Origin of the sequence: Desulfobacula toluolica Tol2 (assembly GCF_000307105.1) — a bacterium.
GTDB classification, from domain to species: domain Bacteria; phylum Desulfobacterota; class Desulfobacteria; order Desulfobacterales; family Desulfobacteraceae; genus Desulfobacula; species Desulfobacula toluolica.
In genome coordinates this window covers 174211-200292 of record NC_018645.1, presented here as the reverse complement: position 1 = coordinate 200292, position 26082 = coordinate 174211, and the positions used below count along the sequence as shown (strand labels likewise).

Annotated in this window: 23 protein-coding genes; 5 read left to right on the top strand and 18 right to left on the bottom strand. The window is 43.4% G+C overall.

The window, feature by feature from the left end; genetic code table 11:
- Positions 1-32: 32 nt before the first annotated feature.
- From TOL2_RS00910 to TOL2_RS00830, 18 genes are all read right to left on the bottom strand, one after another.
- Positions 33-1085, bottom strand: coding sequence for a TRAP transporter substrate-binding protein (locus tag TOL2_RS00910; RefSeq protein WP_014955686.1), 1053 nt, complete (start codon positions 1083-1085; stop codon positions 33-35).
- Positions 1086-1273: 188 nt separating this feature from the next.
- Complete coding sequence (gene elbB, locus TOL2_RS00905; protein ID WP_014955685.1) at positions 1274-1936, bottom strand: isoprenoid biosynthesis glyoxalase ElbB; 663 nt, start codon at positions 1934-1936, stop codon at positions 1274-1276.
- A 34-nt stretch (positions 1937-1970) separates the two neighbouring features.
- Positions 1971-3950 carry a heterodisulfide reductase-related iron-sulfur binding cluster gene (locus TOL2_RS00900; RefSeq protein ID WP_014955684.1) on the bottom strand — a complete coding sequence of 660 codons (1980 nt, stop codon included), beginning with the start codon at positions 3948-3950 and terminating at the stop codon, positions 1971-1973.
- Positions 3951-4838 carry an electron transfer flavoprotein subunit alpha/FixB family protein gene (locus TOL2_RS00895; RefSeq protein WP_014955683.1) on the bottom strand — a complete coding sequence of 296 codons (888 nt, stop codon included), beginning with the start codon at positions 4836-4838 and terminating at the stop codon, positions 3951-3953.
- Positions 4835-5590: an adenine nucleotide alpha hydrolase family protein gene (locus TOL2_RS00890; RefSeq protein ID WP_014955682.1), complete on the bottom strand. Its 756-nt coding sequence runs from the start codon at positions 5588-5590 to the stop codon at positions 4835-4837. Before TOL2_RS00890 ends, TOL2_RS00895 begins: the two co-directional genes overlap by 4 nt.
- Positions 5591-5765: 175 nt before the next feature.
- Positions 5766-6536, bottom strand: a complete 771-nt coding sequence (locus TOL2_RS00885; protein WP_014955681.1) for an enoyl-CoA hydratase/isomerase family protein — start codon at positions 6534-6536, stop codon at positions 5766-5768.
- Between the two features lie 42 nt (positions 6537-6578).
- A complete protein-coding gene (locus TOL2_RS00880; RefSeq protein WP_232508022.1) occupies positions 6579-7814 on the bottom strand; it encodes an acyl-CoA dehydrogenase family protein in 1236 nt (411 codons plus the stop codon).
- A gap of 58 nt (positions 7815-7872) precedes the next feature.
- Positions 7873-9099: a CaiB/BaiF CoA transferase family protein gene (locus TOL2_RS00875; protein ID WP_014955679.1), complete on the bottom strand. Its 1227-nt coding sequence runs from the start codon at positions 9097-9099 to the stop codon at positions 7873-7875.
- Positions 9092-10336 (bottom strand): CaiB/BaiF CoA transferase family protein, encoded by a 1245-nt coding sequence (locus TOL2_RS00870; protein ID WP_014955678.1) that lies wholly within the window; start codon positions 10334-10336, stop codon positions 9092-9094. The genes TOL2_RS00875 and TOL2_RS00870 overlap by 8 nt, the downstream gene beginning before the upstream one ends.
- 97 nt (positions 10337-10433) lie before the next feature.
- Positions 10434-11180, bottom strand: coding sequence for an SDR family NAD(P)-dependent oxidoreductase (locus tag TOL2_RS00865; protein ID WP_014955677.1), 747 nt, complete (start codon positions 11178-11180; stop codon positions 10434-10436).
- A gap of 38 nt (positions 11181-11218) precedes the next feature.
- Positions 11219-11968 carry an SDR family NAD(P)-dependent oxidoreductase gene (locus TOL2_RS00860; protein WP_051012230.1) on the bottom strand — a complete coding sequence of 250 codons (750 nt, stop codon included), beginning with the start codon at positions 11966-11968 and terminating at the stop codon, positions 11219-11221.
- 124 nt (positions 11969-12092) lie between these two features.
- Positions 12093-13262, bottom strand: a complete 1170-nt coding sequence (locus tag TOL2_RS00855; RefSeq protein ID WP_014955675.1) for a thiolase family protein — start codon at positions 13260-13262, stop codon at positions 12093-12095.
- 9 nt (positions 13263-13271) lie between these two features.
- Positions 13272-13700 carry a Zn-ribbon domain-containing OB-fold protein gene (locus TOL2_RS00850; protein WP_014955671.1) on the bottom strand — a complete coding sequence of 143 codons (429 nt, stop codon included), beginning with the start codon at positions 13698-13700 and terminating at the stop codon, positions 13272-13274.
- A 795-nt stretch (positions 13701-14495) separates the two neighbouring features.
- Positions 14496-16343, bottom strand: coding sequence for a methyl-accepting chemotaxis protein (locus TOL2_RS00845; RefSeq protein WP_014955674.1), 1848 nt, complete (start codon positions 16341-16343; stop codon positions 14496-14498).
- A gap of 130 nt (positions 16344-16473) precedes the next feature.
- Complete coding sequence (locus TOL2_RS24735) at positions 16474-16641, bottom strand: hypothetical protein (RefSeq protein ID WP_158406045.1); 168 nt, start codon at positions 16639-16641, stop codon at positions 16474-16476.
- Between the two features lie 80 nt (positions 16642-16721).
- Entirely contained in the window at positions 16722-17624 is a 903-nt protein-coding gene (locus tag TOL2_RS00840; RefSeq protein ID WP_014955673.1) for a SphA family protein, read from the bottom strand.
- 557 nt (positions 17625-18181) lie between these two features.
- Positions 18182-19351 carry a thiolase family protein gene (locus TOL2_RS00835; protein WP_014955672.1) on the bottom strand — a complete coding sequence of 390 codons (1170 nt, stop codon included), beginning with the start codon at positions 19349-19351 and terminating at the stop codon, positions 18182-18184.
- Positions 19352-19360: 9 nt separating this feature from the next.
- Positions 19361-19789, bottom strand: coding sequence for a Zn-ribbon domain-containing OB-fold protein (locus TOL2_RS00830; RefSeq protein WP_014955671.1), 429 nt, complete (start codon positions 19787-19789; stop codon positions 19361-19363).
- A gap of 862 nt (positions 19790-20651) precedes the next feature.
- Between TOL2_RS00830 and TOL2_RS00825 the strand changes: the two genes are divergently transcribed.
- The 5 genes from TOL2_RS00825 to TOL2_RS00805 all read left to right on the top strand — a co-directional run bounded on the left by TOL2_RS00825 (position 20652) and on the right by TOL2_RS00805 (position 26047).
- Positions 20652-21650 carry a glycyl-radical enzyme activating protein gene (locus TOL2_RS00825; RefSeq protein WP_014955670.1) on the top strand — a complete coding sequence of 333 codons (999 nt, stop codon included), beginning with the start codon at positions 20652-20654 and terminating at the stop codon, positions 21648-21650.
- Between the two features lie 90 nt (positions 21651-21740).
- Positions 21741-21917, top strand: a complete 177-nt coding sequence (locus TOL2_RS00820; protein ID WP_014955669.1) for a benzylsuccinate synthase gamma subunit family protein — start codon at positions 21741-21743, stop codon at positions 21915-21917.
- Positions 21918-21939: 22 nt separating this feature from the next.
- Positions 21940-24528 (top strand): glycyl radical protein, encoded by a 2589-nt coding sequence (locus TOL2_RS00815; RefSeq protein ID WP_014955668.1) that lies wholly within the window; start codon positions 21940-21942, stop codon positions 24526-24528.
- A 75-nt stretch (positions 24529-24603) separates the two neighbouring features.
- Positions 24604-24825 carry a benzylsuccinate synthase subunit beta gene (locus TOL2_RS00810; protein ID WP_014955667.1) on the top strand — a complete coding sequence of 74 codons (222 nt, stop codon included), beginning with the start codon at positions 24604-24606 and terminating at the stop codon, positions 24823-24825.
- Positions 24826-25153: 328 nt separating this feature from the next.
- Positions 25154-26047, top strand: coding sequence for an AAA family ATPase (locus TOL2_RS00805; protein ID WP_014955666.1), 894 nt, complete (start codon positions 25154-25156; stop codon positions 26045-26047).
- The last annotated feature ends 35 nt before the right edge of the window (positions 26048-26082 follow it).

The window sequence follows — 26082 nt, the reverse complement described above, 5'->3', positions numbered from 1 at the left end:
TTGATGAAGATCTTCATCATGACAAAATCAAATTATTTATTTTGGGCCTGAATCATATATCCCCATAATTTTTCACCCATATCTTTACCGCATCGTTTGATGGTAAAATCATGCATCACCGGAGAGACAACATTGTTTAACTTGGTTCTTTCCTCATTGGATAAAAAAATCATCTCTTTTATAAGCCCATCTTTAAATTTCTGATATATCAGTTCTGTTTCCTTGACAACATAGTCCCGAGCCCATAATGCAATTTCCCTGGCGGCATCTGCCACAATCTTATGATTTTCAGGTGTCAGCTTTTTCCATTTATTCATGTTCATCGTGTGCCAGAATTGAAGATAGGGAATGCTGTAGTCATGGACTATATAGGGGGTGGTCTCATACCACTTTGAAAAATAAAACCGCCCGGGACCGGAACAGGCACCATCAATAGTCCCTCTCTGAAGTGCCATAAAAACTTCTTTTACGCTTAACTCGACGGGGATTGCGCCAAGTGCCTTGTACATGATGGCCTGTGCCGTTCCACTTGCTCTCATTTTTAAATTTTTAAAATCGGCTATGGTATGAACCGCTTTTTTATTGGTGCCAACAACTCCGGTGCCATAGGAAATAGGAGACAGAAGTTTGGCGTTTAATTTGCCTGCAAACTCTTTATTCGCAATTTCCTGCACTTCAGGCATATCCAGGAATCTGTAAAAATGATCATTATCAAGCCAACACCCCTGCACTCCGAATGAACTGATAAATTCAAGCGCCGGCGACCTTGCCCCGACATACGCCACATGCATAAGCGCCATGTCAACACTGCCGTTTACGATAGCCTCGACTTCGCTTTTAGAATCATATAACTCACCTGAAGGGTAACGGATAACAGTGATATTACCGTTGCTCTTTTTCTCAACAATTTCCTTGAATTTATCGGCTGCCAGTTCTAAACAGCTACCGGGTGACAAATTACTTGAGAGGCTCAATTTTACTTTTTGAGCTGCTGCAGATTGAGCAGACCCGTTAAAAAGAAATAGAACACCAATGGAAATGAGAATAAAACCATAAAATGCCCGGTGAAATATACTTTTTATCATTACTTATTTTCCTTCTTTGTCATTAGTTTATAAAATTGCTGTTGCCTATAAAAAATATAAAATTGTGTTGTTTATTCAGGCGGAGAACCCCGGCTCGGAATCACCCCTTTAATCAAACACAGCAACCCTCCCATTGAAATTCAAAATTCCCATCGGATGGACCTTGTCAGCCCCCTGTCTTTTTCAACCTATTGTGTCATTTCCATGACTTTTTCAACAAGCTTTTTGATTCCCTTTGCCACATCCGCAATGCCGGGTCCAATCATATAAGCAGGAGAGGTGACAATCAAATTTTTTTCATCCACAGCAATTTCATCCACCTTGCACAGGGCATGTTTAACCCCGATGGACTCTAATGCACCGATAATCCCCTCTTCACTACCAATGGTCAATTCCGGTGATCTATCCTTTAATGCCATGCCCACGGTGGCAGGGGCAATACACAGCGCACCCAGTGGTTTTTTTGCCTCGATTACTTTTTCAAGCAATGCAACAACATCCTTATTGACTTCTCCCTGGGGACCTTTAAACGCAAATTCACTCAGGTTCTTGGCTGCGCCAAATCCTCCAGGTAAGATGACAGCATCCAATTGGGCAACGTCAACATCATTGATGTTTTGAATCTCCCCCCTTGCGATCCTGGCGGATTCTACAAGAACATTTCTTGTTTCTTTTTCTTCCTGCTGGGTCAAATGATTGATCACATGGGCCTGGGGAATATCCGGGGCAAAGCAGACGGCTTCGGCACCCGCCTGGTCAATAAACAGCAATGTTAATACGGATTCATGTATTTCAGTCCCATCAAACACGCCGCACCCTGACAATAACACGCCTATTTTCTTTTTATCCATCTTCCCTCCCAAATAGTATAATCTTAATTATTCTTTACACTTCTGATTTTTCAGGCAGACATTTTTCAACAAGTTCTGCAATATCAAACGCCTTGATCTCTTCCGTATATTTTTTTACTCCATCCGTCAGCATCAGCAGACAAAAAGGACAGGCAACCGCAATAGCATCCGCATCCGTAGCAAGAGCTTCACCGGCACGTTCCTGGTTGATTCTTGTTCCTTCCTCCTCTGCCCAGTAATTGCCGCCACCACCGCCGCAGCAAAAACTTTCATTTTTATTGCGTGGCATCTCAACAAGATCCCCCCCTACAGAAGAAATAACTTCCCTCGGGTCTTCATAAAAACCGTTTCGCCGGCCCAGGTAACACGGATCATGATAGGTGATACTCCTGGGGTTTTTAGCAATGTATAATTTGCCTTCATTAATAAGCGTTTTGATAAACGAAGCATGGGGGATGACCTCGTACTGACCACCCAGTTTAGGATAATGCCGGGTAAAACTATTATAACAATGCGGACACATGGTGATAATTTTTTTAATGCCAAGGGAAGAAAAATCATCTATGTTCTGCTGGGCTATTTCAGCAAACAAAAACTCATTGCCCATCTGTTTGGCAGGATCACCGGTACAGCGGGAATCTTCAATGATTCCAAAGGACACATTGGCTTGCTTTAAAATATTTACCATGGCTCTTCCGATCTGCCACGCACGCTGCTCATAAGTGATGGAACAGCCTATCCAAAGCAGATATTCCGTCTTGCCGGCCTCAAAGGCCGGGACCTCAAGATCTTTACGCCATTCCGCCGCACCCGAACCCGTCCCGAAAAAAGGATGGGATCTTTGCTCAAGGCTGGAAATAGCTTTTCCCATGAGTTCCGGAATCTGTCCCTGTTCCATTACCAGGTTCTGCCTGAACCTCATGATGGTCTTGGGCTGGTTGATACTGACAGGGCAGGCTTCCATGCAGGCCGCACAGGTCGTGCAATTAAAAATGGCATCCATGGATATGGTATCAATAACGGCATCATCCATTTGGGTATTTTTAAGTTTTTGAGCCATGGTCACGATAACCCCTTTAGGGGACAAAGGTTTTTCCGTGTTGTATGCCGGGCAGGCTTCCTGGCATCGTCCACACCACAAACAACTTGAAAAATCCAGGAACCGTTTCCTTGTAAAATCAGCCAGTTTATCAGCACCCAGCGCAGGCAGTTCTTCCGCATCTTCATCATCAAACGCGGAAAAGTCCATAACCCCCATTTTTACCCCGGGAGCCGGGTCTGCGAATCCGGTATTCACCGGTGCAAGGATAATATGAACAAGGGGAGAAAACGGGATATAGGCCACAAAAAAAAGCGCCAAAAGACCGTGGACCCACCAGGTCATGGTGTGTATCTGAAGGGCACTGGAGGAACTGATAATGGCGGACGCAAAAAAATTTCCTACAAACGCACCGCTTTCCGACGAACTGGATGCCAACCTGGCACCTTCGATGACAAACCCGGTTAATATGAGAAATCCCAGCAGACTACCGATAAGAACAAAACCCTTTCTTTCCTCGGGAACCTTAAGACGATCCGGCATGAACTGTCTTCTTACAAGAAAAAAGACAAGTCCGCAAAAAGCCAGAAGTCCAGCCAGATCAAGTAAGAATGCCATAAAAATGCTGTTAAACATACCGTTGAAAACCGGCAGTCCAAACAAAATATTGAGTATAACAAGATTGGTACCCACAAACAGCATAAACATGCCCCAGAAAACACACCCATGGGCAATACCGGAAGAAGGCTTCCGGTATATTTTAGGATTCAATATGCCCCTTACAACAAAGGCTTTGGGATGAAAGGTTCCAATCCCCTGAAACACCTTGCTGATGGAAGGCAGAACCCTTAACTTGCCCTGTTGGATGAGTTTCCATTGCAGATACAGGCCGTAAAAAAAAATAAGAAATACCGGAATTGCCAGCAGATCGATGATTACGCCGTAACTGATATTCCAGTAAGGAACGCGGGCCATTTACTTACCCTCCATAATCGCCTGGGTTAATATCGGAACGATTTTCTTATAATCACACACAACACCGAATCTGGCACGGTTGAATATATTGGCGTCTTCATCTTTGTTAATGGCAACAACACACTTGGAATTGGCTATTCCGGCAAGATGCTGGCTGGCACCTGATATTCCCACGGCAAAATAAACGCTGGGCGCGACAATTTTTCCGGTCTGGCCGATCTGCCTGGTTGGGGAGGCCCACCCTTCATCAACCGCACCCCTGGAAGCACCTACAGCACCATTGAGCTGATTTGCCATTTCTTGAAGCATGTTAAAATTTTCCGGATCACCGATCCCTCGACCCCCGGATACAATAACATTTGCATCTTCCAGAGGTATTCCATCTGTCTGCTCATGCTTTTCAGCAACAAGGGTCACTTTGTCCTTAACAGCTTCAAGAGCTGTAGACGCAGTTGTTCCGTCAAGCTGGGCCGGTTCAAAATATTTGCGGCGAATAGTCAATATGGTCGGGGTTGATTCTATCTTATGCTTTATAATGGCCTTACCGCCATACAAAGGCCGATCCACAACCATATCCGGATGAATCGCAGTTACTTCTGTTACGGCAGGAGCTGCAAGCGCAGCACTCAAAGGCCCTGCCAGACCGCTTCCAAGGGTTGAAACACTCATCAGAATAACTTCATAATTTTCCTGTTTGATGAGGTTTGACACCGTTGATACAAGATTTGCAGGAATAGCCGAATCAGACTGCCATGCTTTGCCGAATGATCCGGGGATATCTCCTTCACCCAGTGCAATAATGTCAGGGGCATCACAAAACTGCTTGCTCACGGTCACTAATTCACCGATTTTTTTCAGATCAATATTTTCTATAATAAGCGTTTTCATATAAATCTCTCCTCGGTCAATCTGGTCAGTAATGTCTTTACGGCTTCATTAGGATCATCCGCATTAATAAATTCACAAACGGATTCACTCTTGGGAATCTCAACACTGATTTCCTGTAAAGCCATTTTGCCCTGATCCACGCCGTCAAGTTTGACGACCGGTTTTTTCTTTGCAGCAAATATGGCACGAACTGCCGGTATTCTGGGCACATTTTCCGGAATACTTGTGATAGACAACACACCAAGCCCCTTGAACTCAAGCTCTCGTTTTCCGGTTGAAGTAATCTGATTGACATTCCACAGATCATCTTTGCTTTCAATATAACCCACCTGGGGAATAAAAGTGGCACCCAGCATCTGGGCCAAAATTCCAGGTACAATTCCCCGATCCATATCAGCAGACTGCTGGCCGGCCAGAATAAGATCAACGTCGCCCAATTCTTCCACTGCCAGCTTAAGATTCTGGGCAATAATGGACGGGTCATCTGACGTTCCTTTTACCAGTATCAATTTGTCAGCACCCATTGCCACACCTTTTCTTAAAAACTGAACATCACCGTCAGTTCCATAAGAAATAATGGTCAAGGATGAAGATGTCTTAGCCTTGAGCTGTATTCCGGTTTCAATGGCATTTTCATCATAAAGCCCCAGCATTCGAGAAAACCTTTCATGGGCCCGGTTGTTTGATAATTCAAAATCCATGGCCGGTACTTCATAATCCGAAACAACCTTTGCTAATACCGCAATATGCATTTTTTATTCCTCCCTGGCTTTTTGTCCAACCCAATCAATTTGGATTTGATTTTTTATGGTCAGGCAAGCCGTTTACATCTAAATTTAAAAACGGGGATATTTTTTTACCAAAGTTATATTAAGGATCAACTCAAATATTGTAAAAAATACCCCCCGCTCTATTATCTATCGATATCTATCGGCCCTTCCATTGGGGCGCTCTTTTTTCTGCAAATGCTGTAAATCCTTCTTTTCTGTCTTCTGTGTCACGTAACACGCCCCAAAGCAGATGTGAGAAGGCAATACCGTGTTCCAGCGGCATTTCAAGGCCCATAACTGCTGCCTGTTTTGCAGCCTTTACACTTAAGGGTGCATTGCCTGCAATTTTCAAGGCCAGTTTTTTAGCAAAATCCATCAGTTCGCCGGGCTCCACAACATCACTGATCAGTCCGACCCTGTGGGCTTCTTTTGCATCAATCATCTCGCCTGTCAGCAACATTTTCATTGCAACGGCTTGAGGAATTGCCCTGGGCATGCATTGAGTACCGTTTAAACCGGCAAGACTTGCCACTTTTACTTCCGTTAATCCAAATTTTGCATTACTGCTGGCAATCCTCAGGTCACATGCCAAGGCCATTTCCATACCGCCGCCCACGGCATAACCGTTGACGGCACAGATTAAAGGTTTCCACATCTTCATATGGGGAACGATTGGCTGCCCTTCTCTTAACCATATGGAGGCCATGCATTCTTCCGGTGGAGGGGTTTTTTTCATGTCCGTACCTGTACAAAAGGATTTTTCTCCTGCTCCTGTCAGCACTGAAACACGAATATCATCATCATTTACCACTTCCGCCCAGATCTCAGCCAGCCTTGCAACAGATTCAGGATCAAGGGAATTCATGGTATCGGGTCGGTTCAATGTTATATACGCAACATGATCTTCTTTATTAAAGTCTACACCCACTATGACAACTCCTTTCAGCTCCGGTAGTACCGGTAATTTTTATTAATTTTCTTCAGTACTTACAATAAATGGATTATAGGGTTTCTTCTCCCGTAAAAGCTGTCTCGCAATTGTCCATCTATGAATTTCACTGGGACCTTCAACGATTCTAAACAGTCTGACCATCCGTGCCACATATTCAAGACCCAATTCCTTTGAAAGGCCTACACCACCATGAAGCTGTATTGCTCTGTCAACTACGTTGGTAAGCATCTCTGTTGCCGCTATTTTTATACTTGATCCTTCTATCCTCAAATCAGTATGTCCCTGATCAGACTTCCAGGCAGTATAATATAATTTAAGACGAACATGCTCAAGCTCTATGGTCGAATCCGCTATCCAATTCTGAACTGTCTGACGTTCAGCAAGGGGCTCGCCAAATGTAACCCTTGTATTTGCATGGTCAATCATCATTTGAATAATTCGTTCTGCCATTCCCGTACACCATGAAGAAATTTCAATACGCCTAACACCAAAACGATTCTGAAGGGGAATAAATGCTTGCCCCAATTCTCCTAAAATCGCATTATCTCCCACTTCAACGTCATCAATAATCAGCTCCCATGTCGGCATTGCGCCAATAACAGGAATTTCTTTTCCAATTCGTACGCCTGGCATGTCTTTGTCAATTAAAAACGCCGTAAATTTGCCTTTGCTTGAAGCTTCCTTATCAGTCACTGCAATCAGAATAAAAAACACATTGTCCTTATCACATTTACTGATAAAAGTTTTTGTCCCGTTTATGATCCATTTGTCACCTTTTCGAACTGCGGTTGTTTTTAACCCGCTCACATCTGATCCTGCATCCGGTTCCGTACACGCCATGGCAGAATCAAGTTCCCGATTACAATATGGAATAAAATACTTTTCCCGCTGATCACCTTTACAACAGGCATCAAGATAATAAAGATTTGGTGCATCCGGGGGAAGCGTAAAACCATGGGGCGAAAATCCCACAAAACTTTTGCACAGTTCTTCTGAAACCAAAGTTTTTGCCAGCATGCCAAGACCCTGGCCCCCAAATTTTTCTTCGACTTCAATGCCCCAGAATCCCAACTCTTTGCTAACGGCATACAGACGTTCGGAATCTTCTTTGGGAATAAGGGGCCCAGGTTTCGTCCACAAACTCATATCCCGTTCAAGCAATGTTTTTTCCAAAGGAAGAAGTTCACGTTTTACAAACTCCCTCATGGCTTCTTTCAACATCATATATTCTTCAGATATACTAAAATCCATCATCACTCTCTTTTTTTTATACGGTTTAAATAAATATCATAAAAATGTTATTTCATTTTTATCAGGTCAGCACATCCTCGGCTTTAAGCTGTTCAAGTTCTTCATTTGTATACCCTAAAAAGCCGGTTAACACCTCGTCAGTATGCTCACCCAGAAGCGGAGCTGCTGTTTTCATTTCAATTGGTGTTTCGGAAAACATTATGGGCGCTCTGTTATAAAGCGTTCGTCCGACCTCGGAATGATTCAGATATGACCAGAAATTACGTTCGATAAGATGTTCATCCTCTATGGCAGCCCTGGCATCATTTACAACACCGGCCCTCACACCGTGAGCCAGCAATTGCCGCATCAGTGTTGCCGCATATTTATCTTTTGTCCACTCTTCAACATATCTGTTCAGTTCATCTTCGTTTTCTTTTCTGCTTGCCAGAGTGGCAAATTTTTCATCTTCGGCCCAGGCAGGATTTCCCATTACTGTTTTAAATCCTGTCCATTCATCATCCGTAAATACGGCAATGGCAAGCCATTTCCTGTACCCGAGTGTTTCATACACACCATGCGGAGCAGCATCGGGATCACTGCATCCCATCCCACCCAGAATCTCTTTGTTTGCCGCATACAGCATGCTGTCAATGGGTTTCATGGCAATGGCCGACTCAAGCTGAGACACTTCAACGGTCTGTCCCTTGCCTGTTTTTTCACGCTGAAGCAAGGCCGCCATTATTCCAAAAAGAGTGTGGCTCGGAACCATGACATGGTCCGTGTAATTGGTACCGGTGCCAAAAGGATTTTTGCCCGGCATACAAGCCTGTGCTGTTAATCCGCAAAGTGCATTCAGGTTAACCCCGAATCCCATATAGGATTTATGGGGTCCGTCTATTCCCTGTAAACTCATTGTCACATAAATAATACGGGGATTTATTTTTTTAACATCTTCCCACCCGAGGTTCCATTTTTCCATCTGCCCTACGCGAAAATTGTTAATAATGATATCACTTTTTTCTATCAAGCGAATCGCTACGTCACGCGCTTTGGCCTGTCTCATGTTCAGGGAGATGCACTTTTTGTTGGGATTTCTGTTTGCAAAATAACCGCTTCGCTCAAAGCCTTCTGCAATCCCGTCCTTAAAGGGTCCGCCTTTTCTCAAAATATCAGGTCGTTTCAGGCTTTCAATCTTGATAATCTCGGCACCACACTGCCCTAATACGTTTGTGGTAATCGGACCTGCACCAACCCATGAAAAATCGCATACAACAAGTCCTTCTAATGCTTTTTCAAAATTAGACATTTATAATTCCCTCCTTTGAAAAAACAGTAATTTCTTCGCCAGTATAATTAAGACTTTCTAAAATTTGAGCGGTATGCTCTCCAAACCGTGGTGCTGGAAAACCAAAACGCCAGTCCAGTTCACCAAATTCATAAGGCGCTCCGGGAAAGGTGACTTCTCCTCCGTCAAGATTTTCATGTTCAATAGTCTGCCAGAAATTTCTATGCTTCAGCTGTGGATTCTCAAGCAGATCCTTTCCATTACTAACCGGGGAAATGGCTACTCGGCTGGCCTGTCCTTTTTCATACAGAGTCATTTTATCGTGTTGCATTGTAAACCGATGAAAAATCCTGCAAAAAGTTTCATACCCTTCATCAGATCGTCTATAAGCAGGTTCAATCCATCTTGGGTCATCAAACACTTCTCGTTCTTCCACATTTTCATCTTTCATCCACTGGACAAACGAATCCCACATATTCTTGTTTTTTCCCATTATGGCAACAATGGCCAAATGACCGTCTTTACAGGGATGAACAGTAGCAGAACCAGCTTCTTTTCCCCTGCCACGCCGGATAGAACCTTCCAGATCCCAGTATTGTGCTGCATTTTCAAGAGCCATGCCCACGGATTCCATGGCAGACACATCAACAAACTGACCTTTTCCGGTTCTCTTAGCATATAATAAAGCGATTGAACTGCCGACTGCCGCATAGGATTCAGCCATTCTGTAGGCCTGGTTGTCACAAGCTCTCACAGGTTTGTCATTATCAATACCGGCAAGATATAAAAAACCTCCCATTGCAGAGCAGGTAAGATCTGATCCGGGATAATCCTTATAGGGTCCGACACAGCCATAAGGTGTGATGGATGTTTGAACAAGTTTTGGATTGATTTTTTTGAGCTTTTCATAAGAAAGCCCCAGACTATCCAAATAGCCCGGCACACAACTCTCCATAAAAATATCAATATTCTCGATCAGTTTTAAAAAAATTTCCTGTCCCTCCGGCCTATGAAGATCCACTACCAGGCTTTTTTTATTGCCATTATAATAGAGGAATTGAAGGCTGGCTTCCATGTTGTCTTCTTCACCTTTGTAAAAAGGCCCTTTTTTCCGCAAAGGATCACCGGTTATTGGTTCAAGGTGAATCACCTCAGCCCCCAGTCCGGCATATAATTTTGAAGCATAGGGCCCCAGCTCTCCTGTGAAATCCAGCACTTTCACATCAGACAGGGATCTATTTTTCAATTCACTTTCCATTGCTTTACCTCCTACTCTTTTATTTGATTATGACATTTTAAAAAACTGAATACTGGGACCGGTATTCTCAACTTTTCAAGGCTTAAGTCATTACTGATCACCCGGAAAACAAGCTTCTTCCACCACATACATACAACACCTGACCTGTCACATAACCGGTATCATCATCAGCAAGATAAAGGATGGTATTGGCAATATCATTTCCTTCTCCAATATTACCGGAAGGCTGCTTGCCCTTTAAAAAATTACGCGTCTTTTCCGGAAGCTCATACCATAATGGAGTTTTAATAAGTCCCGGTGCAATACAATTTGACGTAATGCCTTTTGAGCCCAGTTCCAGAGCAAGTGTCCTTGTTAATCCAACCACCCCGGCTTTTGCAGAAGAATAAGGTGCCTGTCCCATACCGCCAAGCCATGCACGAGACGCAATGTTGATAATACGGCCCCGCTTTTGTTCGACCATATGACCATGAACTGCCTGGCTGCAGAGAAAAGGCCCTTTAAGGCATACATTCACTGTCATATCCCAGTCTGCTTCGGAAAGTTTTCTCAAGGCACCGGCCCTTTCTATGCCTGCATTATTCACAAGAATATCTATGGACCCGAATGATTTAACGGTTTCATCCACCATTGACTCAACAGCTGCCTTGTTTGAAATATCGGCAACGATTCCAATGGCATCGTATCCGGCATCCCGCATTTCCTTGGTGGTTTGATCCACTTTTTCTTCGGAAACATCGTTAATGACTATCCTGGCACCGTTTTTTGCCAGCATGAATGCTGTATCTTTGCCCATACCACTGGCGGAACCTGTAATAATTGCAACTCTATTTTTAATTCCCATTCTTACCTCCACATATCGTAATTAATCATAACAGACCGTTAAATCGACATTGAAAAAGACAGACTTTTTCCGCCACAGACAAAGAATGTCTGACCTGTTATAAATTTTGATGTATCAGCAGCAAAAAAGGACACAGCGCCTGCTACATCATCGGGTGTCCCTAATCTTTTTACCGGTATTTTGGCTGCAAGTTTTTCAACCTGCTCTTCAGACATGTCCGAGGACTGTATGGTTCCCTTGACCACCCAGTTAACCGTAATATTATCCTTGGCCGTTTCAAGTGCCAGCGACCGGGTAAACCCAAACATGGATGATTTTGCCGCACTGTATAAAGAGGTATTGGGCAAGCCCAGATACTCAACGCTTCCGATATTTATGATTCGGCCATACCCTTGTTTCCGCATGACCGGGATCACTTCCCTGCACATAAAGTACGCCGGATCTATGTTGGCTTTTGAGCCGTTATACCAGTTTTGGGCCTTGGTATTCACAATCTCGTTTTTAACGATCAGGTCTGAATTATTGACCAGGATATCAATCCTTCCATATTTTTCCATGACACTGGTAATGGCATCTTTTGCACCGGCACAGTCGGCAGAATCTGCTGTTATGCCATGGACTTCTACACCGATCTCTTTAAGCCTTGATACCATATCGGAAGTATTTTTACCGTTGATGTCCAGGACAACCAGCTTAGCTCCCTTTGATGCCATCATTGCTGCGATTGCATATCCGATTTCATCCCCAACCGATTCAATCAGAACAACTCTGTCTTTAAAAGTTCCCATTTTTAAAATCTCCTTTTTCGGCATCCTTCATCCATACCCGACAATCGTTTACACTTTTTTTTAAAATGATCCCGTGAAAATGAAGGATGCCTTCTTTTTTATATAAAATTTCCAGAGCCATATCCTACCAATCACTTGTGAGCATATGCATTGTACAGGCCGCATGTTCAGTACCAGAAAGACCGCCGCCGGTTACATGGGTCATGGCAACCTTTGGAATCGGCTCTACCTGGTAGCCCTGACACTCTCCCCTGAGTTGTTTTACCTGGGCTGCTACCTGGGCCGCACCTGAAGCACCGATGGGATGACCATAGGACAGCATTCCGCCCCTGGGACTGACAACGCACTGCCCGCCATAGGTTGACTGACCGTCTCTCAAAAATTTCAGGCCATCCCCTTTGTCACACAGCTGCATGCATTCATAATAAAGCAACTCAGCAATGGTAAAGGCATCATGCAATTCCAGGATATCAACGTCTTTGGGGCCGATTCCGGATTCCTCATAGAGCATTTCAGATGTCATTTCAGTGATATCATCACCGGTAATGTCCCTTGGCCGGTTATGATACGGACCGGATGTCACAACGGACCCTCTTACTTTAACCGGTTTTTTAATCCCCAGTTTTTTGATCATTTCCTCGGAACAGACCACGACAGCACCTGCACCATCAACGATTCCACAACACTGATGAAGCGTCAGAGGATAGGCCACCATTCTTGAATTAATAATTTCCTCAATACTGTAATCCCCCCCAAAAGGGGCATAAGGATTATTTTTGGCGTGCCGCTTGCTTTTCTGGGTGATCAAAGCCAGATCTTCAATAGTGGCACCGGTCTCGTGCATATACCGGGTCGCGCGCATGGCATATTTACCGGTCATAACCCCACCGTGGACGGCTTCAATATCGTTCATTGCCGGCTGGAATGCCGTACCCGCTTCTCTGTGAAGAGTATGATTTTCAGCCCCCACGCCCATGGATAATTCCGTCAGCCCGCAGGCCACATCTTTTATGGCCAGATGGACTGCCATAGCACCGGCCGAACAGGCACTTTCCACATTGATGATGGGAGCGGTTCCGCAGATACCGATGTCTTTAAAAATAGTCTGCCCGGTAACGATACCGTTAGTGGCATTACCCACATAGGCACTCTCAATCATCCCCGGTCCTTCAATATTGGAAGATTTGATTGCCTGAAAAGCTGCCATACGTCCCAGTTCATCGTAATCCATTTTATGTCTGCCAAAAACAGTCTCACCTACTCCGGCTATATATACATCTCGCTGTAATCTCATATGCGTCTCCTATACTTTCTGGAACATGTAACTGATAATTGGAAGACCATCTGCATTCTTCCTTATCGGACCCGTTGTCAATTCGACTTCTTCGTCACATTTAAAGGTATTGACATCTCCTTTCAGCATGGCAAAAATTCTGATATCTTCCGGCAGATCAATATAGCCGCAAATATAGGGGGTTGCCATACCGGGCTGGCCGATATAAAGGTCGGAAAAACTGTACAAAATTCCCTTTCTGGACAAGGGAACCACATCGAAGTCCTCTCCCCAGCAGGTGGGGCAAGGGGTTAATTTGGGAAAATCAAGCTGACCACATTTTCTGCATTTATACCCCTTAAGGTACGGCAATCCGTTTTCGGGAATCTCAAGCAAATCCGGATGATAAAATGTGATATCCGGCTCTTTCTCTTTTTGGGTTTTCTTTTTTTCAGCCATATGGCCTCCTTCTTAAATGTTTTGTTCAGAAATCAATTTCTCAATTTTATAATGCGGTTGATTGATTTCAGCGTTGGGAAAAAAACCTTAAAATTAATATTAAAAATACTCAAAATTTTACTATGATGAATAATATTCCACCATAAATGTTTTATTCAGTCAACCATATTTTATATTTTTATCAAAAATTTTCTCTATATTTTTTTTAATACAACCCGTTTTAAAAATACAACCACTTGATTTTTATGTAAAAAACCATTAAGAAAAAACGAACTCGATCGGATCAAAAAAGTCAACCCCTATATATTTTTAATAAGAATATTAATCATAAATTTAAAAAATATGAATTTTAATCGAATATTTAAAGGAACACACCAAATTCCAATCAACCCATCAACGAGAAGTATTTCCCTGAACAGTGAATATTCTCTGAGATGCCTTTTATTATGGGGTGTCTTAAATCGGACAGAATACGCCAACTTTAATTTTAGACTGAGGGGTAAATCTATTTTACTGAAGAAGTTCTTTGCATGTGTACAAACTCGATGATCCAGTTTTTTTATCTTGCTTTTTTAAAATCGCCTTTTATCAGCACTCTTGGCATATATAGAACTTGATCCGATAGATCATAAAGCCTACCAAGATGCCCGTCATTTGGGTGTACTTAAAAGTCAAGTTCTAAAAACCGGGTCATCGAGTGATAAATATTTACCGCAATGGGACTATGTTGCTATTCCCGAGGCAATTCAAATTTCGGAAGTTATTTAATCCGCGTTCCTAAGTCGAATATATACATCAAAAGTCCTTAAAAGCAACTTCTTCCATGGGGATGACCTCTTCAGGCCTGACTTCTCTTATACCATGAGCAGCTATATTTTTACCGGCAGCCCTGTTCACAGAGCCTGCAAGAATTTTTTGAACTCCGACTCCTGTCTTTTTACCTGTCCACTCCCAGCCTGATCTCTGCACTCTCCTGGTGGCCACCAAATCTTTACCGCTTTCGCCAACCAGGCCTGCCAGTTCTTCTACAAATACCAACTGCTGCTCTGCCTGGGCACTCATCTCCTCGGAAGCCGATGCAGACTCTTCTGCGGTTGCGGCGTTGCTCTGGGTTACCTTGCTCATCTCTGCTACAGCCGTGTTGATCTGACCAATACCCTGGCTCTGTTCCTGGGAGACCGCGGCAATCCCACCAACAAGTTCACCGATCCTGGAAGCACTTTCCATAACATTACTAAATGCATTATTGGTTCGCTCTACCAGGTCTGATCCACCTTTAATCTTTTTTACAGTCCCATCTATTAATATAGCCGTATCCTTGGCTGCGTCGGCAGAGCGGAGTGCCAAATTCCTGACCTCTTCCGCGACTACTGCAAAACCTGCCCCTGCCTCGCCTGCGCGGGCTGCTTCTACTGCCGCATTTAATGCTAATAAATTGGTCTGGAATGCGATTTCATCTATTGTTTTAACGACTTTCTGGGTTTCATCGCTTGCATTGGAAATATCTTTCATGAATGTGATCAACTCAGACATGAAATCATTGGCCTTGTTAAGCTCCAGTTCTGTTTCTTTCATGATCCTGTCCGCATGGCCCGTATTATCCGCATTCTGTTTGGTCATGGAGGCCATTTCTTCAATGGATGATGATATCTCTTCAATACTTGCTGCCTGCTCGGAAGCACCATTAGCCAGGGATTGACTGCCGGATGAAACCTGACCGGAGGCGGCATTAACCTGTTCGGAGCTCTCGCTCAAACCTTCGATAACACTATTAAGCGGTTTGGTAATGCCGCGTGTAATGAAAAAAGCGAATACAATTGTCATTAAAACGCATATCCCCAGAACAACAACAATCAGCATTATGCCCGCATTCTGGCCTGCAAGAACGACCTCTTTAAACTTATCCTGAGAAATCTCGATAGACTTCAGCCCACCCAGACCAATAAGGGATATCTCATTAATGATTTTATCCAGCTGTTTTTGTTCGCTAAATTGTTGCAAAACGGCAACTTCATATTCTGATGTCAGGCTTTTCAGCCGGTCATCAGTACCTGGCCAGTTATTTATTTTTACCATTTCATCCTGATATTTCTGGAAGTATGTCTTTTCACCTTTATGCAAGAATTTGTCCCCGTAAATAATTACATTCTTTTCCTGGCGCCTGGCGTTTAAAAAGGCCGTCATGGGCTCATTGGCTTCTTCCATTGTTTTAAGACAGCTCTCGACAGCCCGACCGGCATTACGCATTTTATCACTTGAACTGTTCATCTTGAGTACCAGATCATTCATTTTATATCCTGCACCAGCATAAGCCTTCTGGCGCTCAAGCACATTTCTCAATGCGTCTTGAGTATTACTGTCATCCACAATTTTCAGCACGTCCATCGTATTGGTTTTAATATCCTGAAAAGCCTTTTCAAAATTCTTGAAACTTTTTTCGTCTTTATGATTAAAATAATTAACCTTTTGCAGTTCCGCTATGACGCCAATTTCTTTAAGTCCCTCGACCATTTTTATAATTTCTATCTGATGAATAATTTTATTAACAGTCACACAACCGATAATGCCCATCATAACACACAAAATAGTGATGAGAGTAAATCCTGACGCTATCTTTGCGCCTATTTTCATATTCTTAAACATTGTTACTTCCTCCTTTGTCTAAAACGATAATTTCTTCAGCAGAAAGTACCCTGTCAATATCGAAAGGCTTTTACGGAATGCACAATTTACAAATTCTATCACTATATGCAGTGGTCTGTTAAAATAAATATTAGCACATATGGTAGTTTTGCGAAGGTATTTTTATATTCTGTATACCTTTTTGAACCGCCACCCCGTAGTCCAGTAAAAAATTGTTTTTGGAATCACTCATTCCCTGGGTTTTGAATTCATTGATAATATAGATGCAACTATTTTCAATGATATCATTTTTTTCCATATCATCATTTTGAAAAGTCCAACCTGGCCCAAAAGGGCCAGGATTTATAAAATAAACTAAAAAAATGTGCGAAACAGCAATTAAAATATTTTTGTAAAGGTCAGGGCAACAACGTTTCCTTCAGTCCGATCTTCTGCATCAAATTCCCACACGCTTCTCAGGTTGAAAAACGATTTGAGAGAGGGGACAAAGACGCCTATTTCAGGACCTATGCCGAAAACCTTATCATGGGTGCCTGAGTTCACGGCATCTGCTCCTGAATCATCGTTTACCTGCCACTGGCAATAGCCTGCCAATCCAGCTTCCCATACTTTGGCAAAGGATTTGCCGATACCCCATTCAAAATGGAAATCATCACCGGGTGTCAGGTCGTGATCATCTTGTTCCGTATGAATCTCATATCTGCCAAGGGCTGATGCGGACCAGGTTTTCGCGGCATCCAGATAAAGGGTTCCCCCAAAGGTTGCCATAAAGGTAGTAAAGCCTTTGCCTGGGGAAGCCGCGTTATTGATATCATAATCTCCAAAAGGCAACCAGACACCGAGAGCCACGACAGCATCATATCTGGGACCATGCCAGGCTAGGCCAACTGGCTCAATAAGCAAATCTGCAAAACCGAACTCATCCTTATCCAGCCCCATAGCACCGATTTCAATATCCGTGTATACAATCGGGAGTACTGCATCCATAAAAAAATCGGCTCCAAGAAATTTTTTATCGGTCACCCAGATAAACCTATTGACGACGGCAAAAACATTCACATCAAAATCAATGGGAGTTTCATTCCCGTTATCATCCATGAATTCATCGGCAGTATAATAAAGATTGTACATGCGATAATAGAAACCAGGAGGGGGAACTGTCGCGGCCTTTACACCCTCACCGCCATTGACATAATGATTGTTTGCCGTTGCATAGAGACTTGAAGTGGACAAAAGTAAAATAAATCCTACAGCCAGCATCAATTTTAAAAAAAGCTTCATTTTTTTTTCCTTTTCATAAAATTTTTGACACGTCCTTGGGGAAGTGCCGATAGTTTATTACTACCCGACTGTAAAAGCCGGAATGAGTTTCCTTTGTGGGCTACATGCTTCCGTCAGGTCCTTTCCCTTGCCTTCACCGCTGTAGCGGTTAAAATCGTGTGGCTGGATTTCCCAAACTCTGAGTACTATGCCTTCTAAGACACCCCAAAGGCATATAGCCGTCTTTCGACGACCCACCTGGTTCGTGGACTATCCACGTCAGGAGCGCAATGGGGCTTCCCGAGTTCTACAGCGGATCTCTTATTGCATGCCACGGCCTGTTGACTCCGGCAGACCTCCACATTCTCGCCATTAACGAATGCTTCTGTGTTAACTTCGGCGTACGTTGAAACCCTCGGCATCCGCAATTACCATTTCGAAGCTGTACCAGCACTTCAGGGTGCGCGCGATCACCCCTACGGCCTACAAGATTCTCTGCCTACGCTTAACCCATCTTGTTCGCTGCATTCATTAGTCATTATACCGATCCAAGCTAAGTATTTGATTTTATTGAATTCTTAAAAATCACTTGTGAGCATATGCATTGTACAGGCCGCATGTTCAGTACCAGAAAGACCGCCGCCGGTTACATGGGTCATGGCAACCTTTGGAATCGGCTCTACCTGGTAGCCCTGACACTCTCCCCTGAGTTGTTTTACCTGGGCTGCTACCTGGGCCGCACCTGAAGCACCGATGGGATGACCATAGGACAGCATTCCGCCCCTGGGACTGACAACGCACTGCCCGCCATAGGTTGACTGACCGTCTCTCAAAAATTTCAGGCCATCCCCTTTGTCACACAGCTGCATGCATTCATAATAAAGCAACTCAGCAATGGTAAAGGCATCATGCAATTCCAGGATATCAACGTCTTTGGGGCCGATTCCGGATTCCTCATAGAGCATTTCAGATGTCATTTCAGTGATATCATCACCGGTAATGTCCCTTGGCCGGTTATGATACGGACCGGATGTCACAACGGACCCTCTTACTTTAACCGGTTTTTTAATCCCCAGTTTTTTGATCATTTCCTCGGAACAGACCACGACAGCACCTGCACCATCAACGATTCCACAACACTGATGAAGCGTCAGAGGATAGGCCACCATTCTTGAATTAATAATTTCCTCAATACTGTAATCCCCCCCAAAAGGGGCATAAGGATTATTTTTGGCGTGCCGCTTGCTTTTCTGGGTGATCAAAGCCAGATCTTCAATAGTGGCACCGGTCTCGTGCATATACCGGGTCGCGCGCATGGCATATTTACCGGTCATAACCCCACCGTGGACGGCTTCAATATCGTTCATTGCCGGCTGGAATGCCGTACCCGCTTCTCTGTGAAGAGTATGATTTTCAGCCCCCACGCCCATGGATAATTCCGTCAGCCCGCAGGCCACATCTTTTATGGCCAGATGGACTGCCATAGCACCGGCCGAACAGGCACTTTCCACATTGATGATGGGAGCGGTTCCGCAGATACCGATGTCTTTAAAAATAGTCTGCCCGGTAACGATACCGTTAGTGGCATTACCCACATAGGCACTCTCAATCATCCCCGGTCCTTCAATATTGGAAGATTTGATTGCCTGAAAAGCTGCCATACGTCCCAGTTCATCGTAATCCATTTTATGTCTGCCAAAAACAGTCTCACCTACTCCGGCTATATATACATCTCGCTGTAATCTCATATGCGTCTCCTATACTTTCTGGAACATGTAACTGATAATTGGAAGACCATCTGCATTCTTCCTTATCGGACCCGTTGTCAATTCGACTTCTTCGTCACATTTAAAGGTATTGACATCTCCTTTCAGCATGGCAAAAATTCTGATATCTTCCGGCAGATCAATATAGCCGCAAATATAGGGGGTTGCCATACCGGGCTGGCCGATATAAAGGTCGGAAAAACTGTACAAAATTCCCTTTCTGGACAAGGGAACCACATCGAAGTCCTCTCCCCAGCAGGTGGGGCAAGGGGTTAATTTGGGAAAATCAAGCTGACCACATTTTCTGCATTTATACCCCTTAAGGTACGGCAATCCGTTTTCGGGAATCTCAAGCAAATCCGGATGATAAAATGTGATATCCGGCTCTTTCTCTTTTTGGGTTTTCTTTTTTTCAGCCATATGGCCTCCTTCTTAAATGTTTTGTTCAGAAATCAATTTCTCAATTTTATAATGCGGTTGATTGATTTCAGCGTTGGGAAAAAAACTCAAAATTTTATAATCATGAACAATATTCCATCATAAATGTTTTATTCAGTCAACTATATTTTTAGATTTTATCAGATATATTTTCGCTATATTTTTTAATACAACTCACTTTAAAAATTCAATTACCTGATTTTTATGTAAAATAACATAAAGCAAAAAAAATGAATCCAATCAGATCAAAAAATTAACTCTATATATATTTATATAAAATTATAAGAATATTAATCATAGATTTAAAATATATGAATTTAAATCCAATGTTTAACTATTCTAAAGTATATTTTTTACGACAACCGTAGAGACATGCCAATGATAAGCACTTTCCTTGACAGTGAAGATTCTCTGAGACGTCTTTTATTACTACGGGGCTTCTTAAACCGGACAGAATACGCCAAATTTAATTTTAGACTGAGGGAAAATCTATTTTACCATAGAAAAAAAATAAGGTTTTAATTCAATAATGACACCACCACCATCATAACAATACAGGAAACCGTCATTCAAATAAATCGTCATTTGACCTCCTTGCACACAATTAGCACTTCTCCACAGTATAACAACTACAGAACAAATTCCTGCCGACTCAACACAAAACCCAATAAATAAAAAAAAACAAAAAAAAGCTCTTGACATTCCCAAGGCTATCGTGGTTGAATAACACTCATAAAGAATATATAATAAATAATATTCATAAAAAGTTTGCAACTCTGGATTAACTGAGCCACCATTTAAAAAACTGAAATGGAATGCCGTTTATCAATAAGGAGTTCGTTACATGTGTATAAAAAATCACCCAAAAATTCCTCTTATTACCGAAATCCAAAGGTTTTGCTTGCAGGATGGCCCCGGTTTCAGGACAACCATATTTTTAAAAGGGTGTCCTTTGCACTGCCCTTGGTGCCATAATCCAGAAACCCAGAGTCCGAAAAAAGAATTCTACTATTATCCTGAAAAATGTTCAAACTGCGGCCGGTGCGCGAAGAGTTGTCCCACCGGTGCCTCCACAATGAAAATCGGGACTGATAATACCCCTGTTCTTGATCTTGATCGCAGTAAATGCATAGCGTGCATGCAATGTGTTGATGCCTGTTTATCAAGTGCAAGAGCTGTCGTCGGGCAAAATCTCACAATTGATACAATTATGGAGGAGGCGTTGGCTGACCAACCTTTTTTTAAAAATAGCGGGGGGGGCGTCACCATCAGTGGAGGAGATCCTTTATTGTTTCCGGATTTTACCCTTGAATTGGTAAAACGCCTAAAGAAAGAGGGTCTTCATGTTGCCATTGAAACCAGTTGTTTTCAAAAATGGGACAAAATTCGCCCCTTGTTAAGCTATGTGGATCTGTTTCTTGTGGACATTAAGTCTCTCATTTCAAAAAAACATAAAATCGTCGTAGGATGGCCGTTGGAACCTATCCTTGAAAATATCAAGAACCTCATAGAAAAAAATGCAAATCTGAGAATCCATCTGCCGATTATTCCAAATTTTAATGATTCCATGGATGATTTTAAAACCTGTGAAATTTTTTTAAGCCGGATTGCCGATCGGCTCATGGGCGTAGATATTCTTCCCTACCATGTTTACGGGGAAGGAAAATACAATTTCCTTGGCCGTCATGACGCCTATGCTTGCAAGGATGTAAAACAATCACCGTCCGAAAAGATAGAACCTCTGGTCAAAGCCTTGAAGCGATTACATATAAAGGATTTGAGCGTCGGTGGCTTAGTGGGTATGGGAGGCTATTCAGGGGAAAAATCTAAAAAAGGCTTGTGAACCAAGGGCCATATCAAATTAAAGACTTTGGTTTTGGAGCGATAATAAATGGCGACAGCCGAACAAACAACGAATTGAGAAGGGGGAAAAATGTCTAAATGTGAAAGTTGTAAATTTTTCATTCGAGTTCCAAATGATGCCGATGATTTCGAGCCTGGCAAGGGAGATTGCATTACCGAGGTAAAGGATGAAAAAGGCAAATACTGGTTATCAACGCCCGTATTTCAGGACACAGATGCCTGCCCGAATTTCAACAAAGCAATTTAATCATTCAACAAGGAGGATTACCATGGCAACTATTGCTGAAGCTGTAGAATATCGCGGAAAAATTATAGAATTCCCGTTGGAACATCAGGAAGAAAATGATATCCCCGATGAAAGGCTGCATGAACATCTTGCCAGACCATCAACACAACGAACGAAAAGATTAAAAGCCCGGTGTCGATGGAAACATGCGTCTGCGGGTGAATTTGTTGAAAAAGGCGTCACTTCCGGTATTCAGCGGATGAGGTACATTACGGAAGCCCATAAAAAAAGCCGAGGCAAACCGGAAGTCATTCGCAGGGCGCTTGGACTTGCAAATATCTTAAACAAATATACACTTGTACTGCAAGAGGATGAATTCATTATCGGCTACCATGCTGAAGACCCAAACATGTTTCCCCTTTATCCGGAACTGGCCTATATGGCGGTCGCAGATTATCTGGTCAGCGATTATGCCCCCCAACCTGCCGAAGAGGCAAAAGAGATAATGGAATACTGGAAACCCTATAGCATGCAGGGTAAATGCGAGGGATACTTTGATCCTGAGGATCTCATGCGAATGTACCAGGTCAGCACCATGGAGGCACCCGGGTTTGCCACAGGTTACAATAGTATTGTCCCTCCATATGAAACCATACTTGAGGATGGCCTCCTGAAAAGAATTGAGATGGCTGAGGCCAATATTAAGGCAGCCAAAGAAGATCTAAAGAAAACACCATGGGATGCAACCAAAGGTCTTAAATGGATACCCATGATCGACAACTGGGAGGCCATGATTATCGCGGACAAGGCCGTTATCGCGTGGGCCAGACGTCATGCCCGGCTGGCCAAGTTTGTGGCGGAAAATATCGAAACAGACCCAAAACGAAAAGAGGAGTTACTTGAAATAGCAGATATCAACCAACGGATTCCGGCCGAACCCTGCAAGGGCTTGAAGGATGCGTTTCAGGCGAAATGGTATACTTTTCTAATCTGCCACGCTATAGATCGCTATGCAAGCGGTTTTGCCCAGACAGAAGATACAATGCTCTATCCTTATTATAAGGCAAGTGTTATTGACAAAACCTTCCAGCCAATGACCCACTCGGAAGCGGTAGAAATGGTGGAGATGGAAAGACTCAAAATTTCAGAACACGGTGCAGGCAAATCAAGGGCTTACAGAGAAATTTTTCCAGGGTCCAATGATCTTTTTATCCTTTCAATCGGCGGTACAAAACCGGATGGATCAGATGCATCCAACGAAATGACCAACGCCATCCTGGAGGCAACAAGGAATATCCGAACAACAGAACCGTCAATCGTTTTCAAGTATTCGGACAAAAGCAACGACAAAACAAAACGCCTTGTTTTTGAGTGTATCCGAGACGGCCTTGGATATCCTTCGATAAAACATAATGAAATTGCCGTGGAACAGTTGAAATACTACAGCCAGTTCAGCAAAGAAGGTAACGGCGCGACAGATGATGAAGCGCATAACTGGGCAAATGTCCTTTGCATGTCACCCGGTCTCTGCGGTAGAAGAAAAACCCAGAAGACCCGTTCCGAAGGAGGTGGATCTATCTTTCCAGCAAAAATTCTGGAGGTCACACTGAATGACGGGTATGACTGGTCCTACGCCGATATGCAATTAGGACCCCAAACCGGCAAGGCAGAAGATTTCAAAACATATGAAGAACTATACGAAGCCTTCAAGGTACAATACCAGTACGCCGTCAGCTTGGTCATCAAATGCAAAGACACCATGCGTTACTTTGAAGGAAAATTCCTTCAAATGCCCTTTGCCTCCAGCCTTGATGACGGCTGCATGGAACTGGGTCGAGACGGCTGTGAGCTTTCCGAGCAGCCCAATGGCTGGCATAACCCCATCACAACCATTGTAGCGGCTAATTCCATGGTGGCGATCAAAAAACTGATTTATGATGATAAAAAATACACCATGAAACAGCTTCTGGATGCCCTGAAGGCGAACTGGGAAGGGTACGAAGAAATGCACAAAGACTTCAAGGCGGCTCCTAAGTGGGGCAACGACAATGAATATGCCGACGCAACAATCAAAGATTTTTATGAGGATATCATTGGCGGAGAAATGGGCAGAATTACCAACTATTCGGGAGGTCCAGTGCTTCCGGTAGGACAGGCAGTCGGTTTATATATGGAAATTGGATCTCGCACCGGTCCGACCCCTGACGGCCGATTGGGAGGAGAAGCGGCAGATGACGGAGGGATCTCGCCTTATATGGGAACGGACCATAAAGGCCCTACTGCGGTGTTAAAATCGGTGTCAAAAGTACAAAAAAACCAGAAGGCCAATCTCCTCAACCAGCGACTTTCAGTGCCCATCATGAGGAGTAAGCATGGTTTTGATATCTGGAACGCTTATATGAAAACCTGGCATGATCTCAAAATTGACCACATACAATTTAACGTTGTGAGTACTGCAGAAATGAAGGCTGCCCAAAAAGAGCCTGAGAAGCACCAGGATCTCATTGTCCGTGTATCAGGATTCAGCTCAAGATTCGTCGATATCCCAACCTACGGGCAAAACACAATTATTGCAAGAAATGAACAACAATTCGGTGCGGAAGATTTTGAATACCTGAACCTGGATATTTAATATTAATTATGTTGATTCGGGGAGCATCCAAGACTGCGGTTGCTCTCCTAAACTTAAAATTTAAGGAGAATCCCCATGAGCGTAGTTAAAACTCAACTTTACATGGAAAAAGACACAAAAAAACCTTGCAGGAGTTGCAAGTGGGAGATTGCAGACCCCACAAATCCCGATCAGGGTCAATGCACGGTTAACAGAACCAGTGCCGGAGCGGTTTGGAAACGATGGGTCAGGGATGTTCATAATATGACATGCTCTCGCCATGAAGAAGGAAAATTGAGCTTCAGGGAACATGTATAAGGTTTAACTTGGGGTGTCTAAATCTTCCATTTGCGCTTGCTCAGTTTTTGGGCCTCTTGCTATGTGCTGAAAAGCCTTTCAAAACAACTTTCTAAGTCAATATGGCCAGGTCCAAAAACCGAACAAAAAAAATGACTCGGAAAGCGGATTTTTAGACACCCCAGGTTTAACTCTATTTATTAATAACACTGCCGGTCGTAGCACAAGACTTTACGACCGGTTTTACCAATTAGGAAAACGGCAGACACCATTGGCATATAAACCAAAGTAAGCGGTAAGAATATTCATAAATCTGAATATTCATAAATCTGTTGAAGGAGAAAATGACGTGCAAACTTTAATGAATAATCATGTAAAGCCAAGGATACCCAAGGAAGACCCTTACTATTATATTAACAATGAAACGCTGGGAATTCTGGACAAGGTCCATAAGATATCCGCAAAACACCCGATCAATATACTCGTTGCCGGCAGACAGGGCTGTGGAAAATCTTCGCTTGTCAGGCAATACGCCGCAGTGTATGAGCGTCCGCTGGCAACCTTTCAGGTGGGTATTCTTTCGGAACCCGGGCAACTTTTTGGTGAATATGCCCTGGAAAACGGCGAAACCAGGTATAAACAGTTTCTGTTCCCCCAGGCGATCCAGACTCCCGGCTGTGTGATTCATCTGGAGGAAATCAACCGTCCTGAAAACCCGAAAGCGCTGAACATGCTTTTTTCCCTCCTGTCTGACGACCGTCAGGTGTGGATGGATGAACTGGGTCTTCTGGACGTGGCAGAGGGCGTTGTTTTTTTTGCCACACTCAATGAAGGAGATGAATTTATCGGTACCGAACTGTTGGATCCCGCACTTCGTGACCGCTTTTACATTCACCTCATGGACTACCTGCCCAACGAGGTTGAAAAGGAAATTTTAATAAAAAAGACCGGGGTGAGCCAGAAACAGGCCGGCGAAATATTGGATGTTGTCAATACATTGAGAAGCAATTCCGAATTACCGGTTGAAATATCGACCCGAACAACACTTATGATTGGAGAAATGATAGCGGCGGAAGCAACTTTAAGAGAAGCCATTTCCATCAGCCTCCAGACCAACAAGGAAACCTTGGAGTCCATCCTGATTTCTCTTCATATGGAAAAAGGCCTTCTGGAAAAGGGTAACGCCGATTTTCTGCTGTTCACCAAAAATGTGGTGCAGGAATATGCACAAGCATTCAGATAAAAACCATGTTATAGAATTGCTTGGAAAAACTGATA

What these genes read in the sequence shown, in the direction of transcription:
- TOL2_RS00910 (WP_014955686.1), bottom strand. Translation starts at nt 1,085, where the DNA reads ATGATAAAAAGTATATTTCACCGGGCATTTTATGGTTTTATTCTCATT.
- elbB (WP_014955685.1), bottom strand. Translation starts at nt 1,936, where the DNA reads ATGGATAAAAAGAAAATAGGCGTGTTATTGTCAGGGTGCGGCGTGTTT.
- TOL2_RS00900 (WP_014955684.1), bottom strand. Translation starts at nt 3,950, where the DNA reads ATGGCCCGCGTTCCTTACTGGAATATCAGTTACGGCGTAATCATCGAT.
- TOL2_RS00895 (WP_014955683.1), bottom strand. Translation starts at nt 4,838, where the DNA reads ATGAAAACGCTTATTATAGAAAATATTGATCTGAAAAAAATCGGTGAA.
- TOL2_RS00890 (WP_014955682.1), bottom strand. Translation starts at nt 5,590, where the DNA reads ATGCATATTGCGGTATTAGCAAAGGTTGTTTCGGATTATGAAGTACCG.
- TOL2_RS00880 (WP_232508022.1), bottom strand. Translation starts at nt 7,814, where the DNA reads ATGATGGATTTTAGTATATCTGAAGAATATATGATGTTGAAAGAAGCC.
- TOL2_RS00875 (WP_014955679.1), bottom strand. Translation starts at nt 9,099, where the DNA reads ATGTCTAATTTTGAAAAAGCATTAGAAGGACTTGTTGTATGCGATTTT.
- TOL2_RS00870 (WP_014955678.1), bottom strand. Translation starts at nt 10,336, where the DNA reads ATGGAAAGTGAATTGAAAAATAGATCCCTGTCTGATGTGAAAGTGCTG.
- TOL2_RS00865 (WP_014955677.1), bottom strand. Translation starts at nt 11,180, where the DNA reads ATGGGAATTAAAAATAGAGTTGCAATTATTACAGGTTCCGCCAGTGGT.
- TOL2_RS00860 (WP_051012230.1), bottom strand. Translation starts at nt 11,968, where the DNA reads ATGGGAACTTTTAAAGACAGAGTTGTTCTGATTGAATCGGTTGGGGAT.
- TOL2_RS00855 (WP_014955675.1), bottom strand. Translation starts at nt 13,262, where the DNA reads ATGAGATTACAGCGAGATGTATATATAGCCGGAGTAGGTGAGACTGTT.
- TOL2_RS00850 (WP_014955671.1), bottom strand. Translation starts at nt 13,700, where the DNA reads ATGGCTGAAAAAAAGAAAACCCAAAAAGAGAAAGAGCCGGATATCACA.
- TOL2_RS00845 (WP_014955674.1), bottom strand. Translation starts at nt 16,343, where the DNA reads ATGTTTAAGAATATGAAAATAGGCGCAAAGATAGCGTCAGGATTTACT.
- TOL2_RS24735 (WP_158406045.1), bottom strand. Translation starts at nt 16,641, where the DNA reads ATGGAAAAAAATGATATCATTGAAAATAGTTGCATCTATATTATCAAT.
- TOL2_RS00840 (WP_014955673.1), bottom strand. Translation starts at nt 17,624, where the DNA reads ATGAAGCTTTTTTTAAAATTGATGCTGGCTGTAGGATTTATTTTACTT.
- TOL2_RS00835 (WP_014955672.1), bottom strand. Translation starts at nt 19,351, where the DNA reads ATGAGATTACAGCGAGATGTATATATAGCCGGAGTAGGTGAGACTGTT.
- TOL2_RS00830 (WP_014955671.1), bottom strand. Translation starts at nt 19,789, where the DNA reads ATGGCTGAAAAAAAGAAAACCCAAAAAGAGAAAGAGCCGGATATCACA.
- TOL2_RS00825 (WP_014955670.1), top strand. Translation starts at nt 20,652, where the DNA reads ATGTGTATAAAAAATCACCCAAAAATTCCTCTTATTACCGAAATCCAA.
- TOL2_RS00820 (WP_014955669.1), top strand. Translation starts at nt 21,741, where the DNA reads ATGTCTAAATGTGAAAGTTGTAAATTTTTCATTCGAGTTCCAAATGAT.
- TOL2_RS00815 (WP_014955668.1), top strand. Translation starts at nt 21,940, where the DNA reads ATGGCAACTATTGCTGAAGCTGTAGAATATCGCGGAAAAATTATAGAA.
- TOL2_RS00810 (WP_014955667.1), top strand. Translation starts at nt 24,604, where the DNA reads ATGAGCGTAGTTAAAACTCAACTTTACATGGAAAAAGACACAAAAAAA.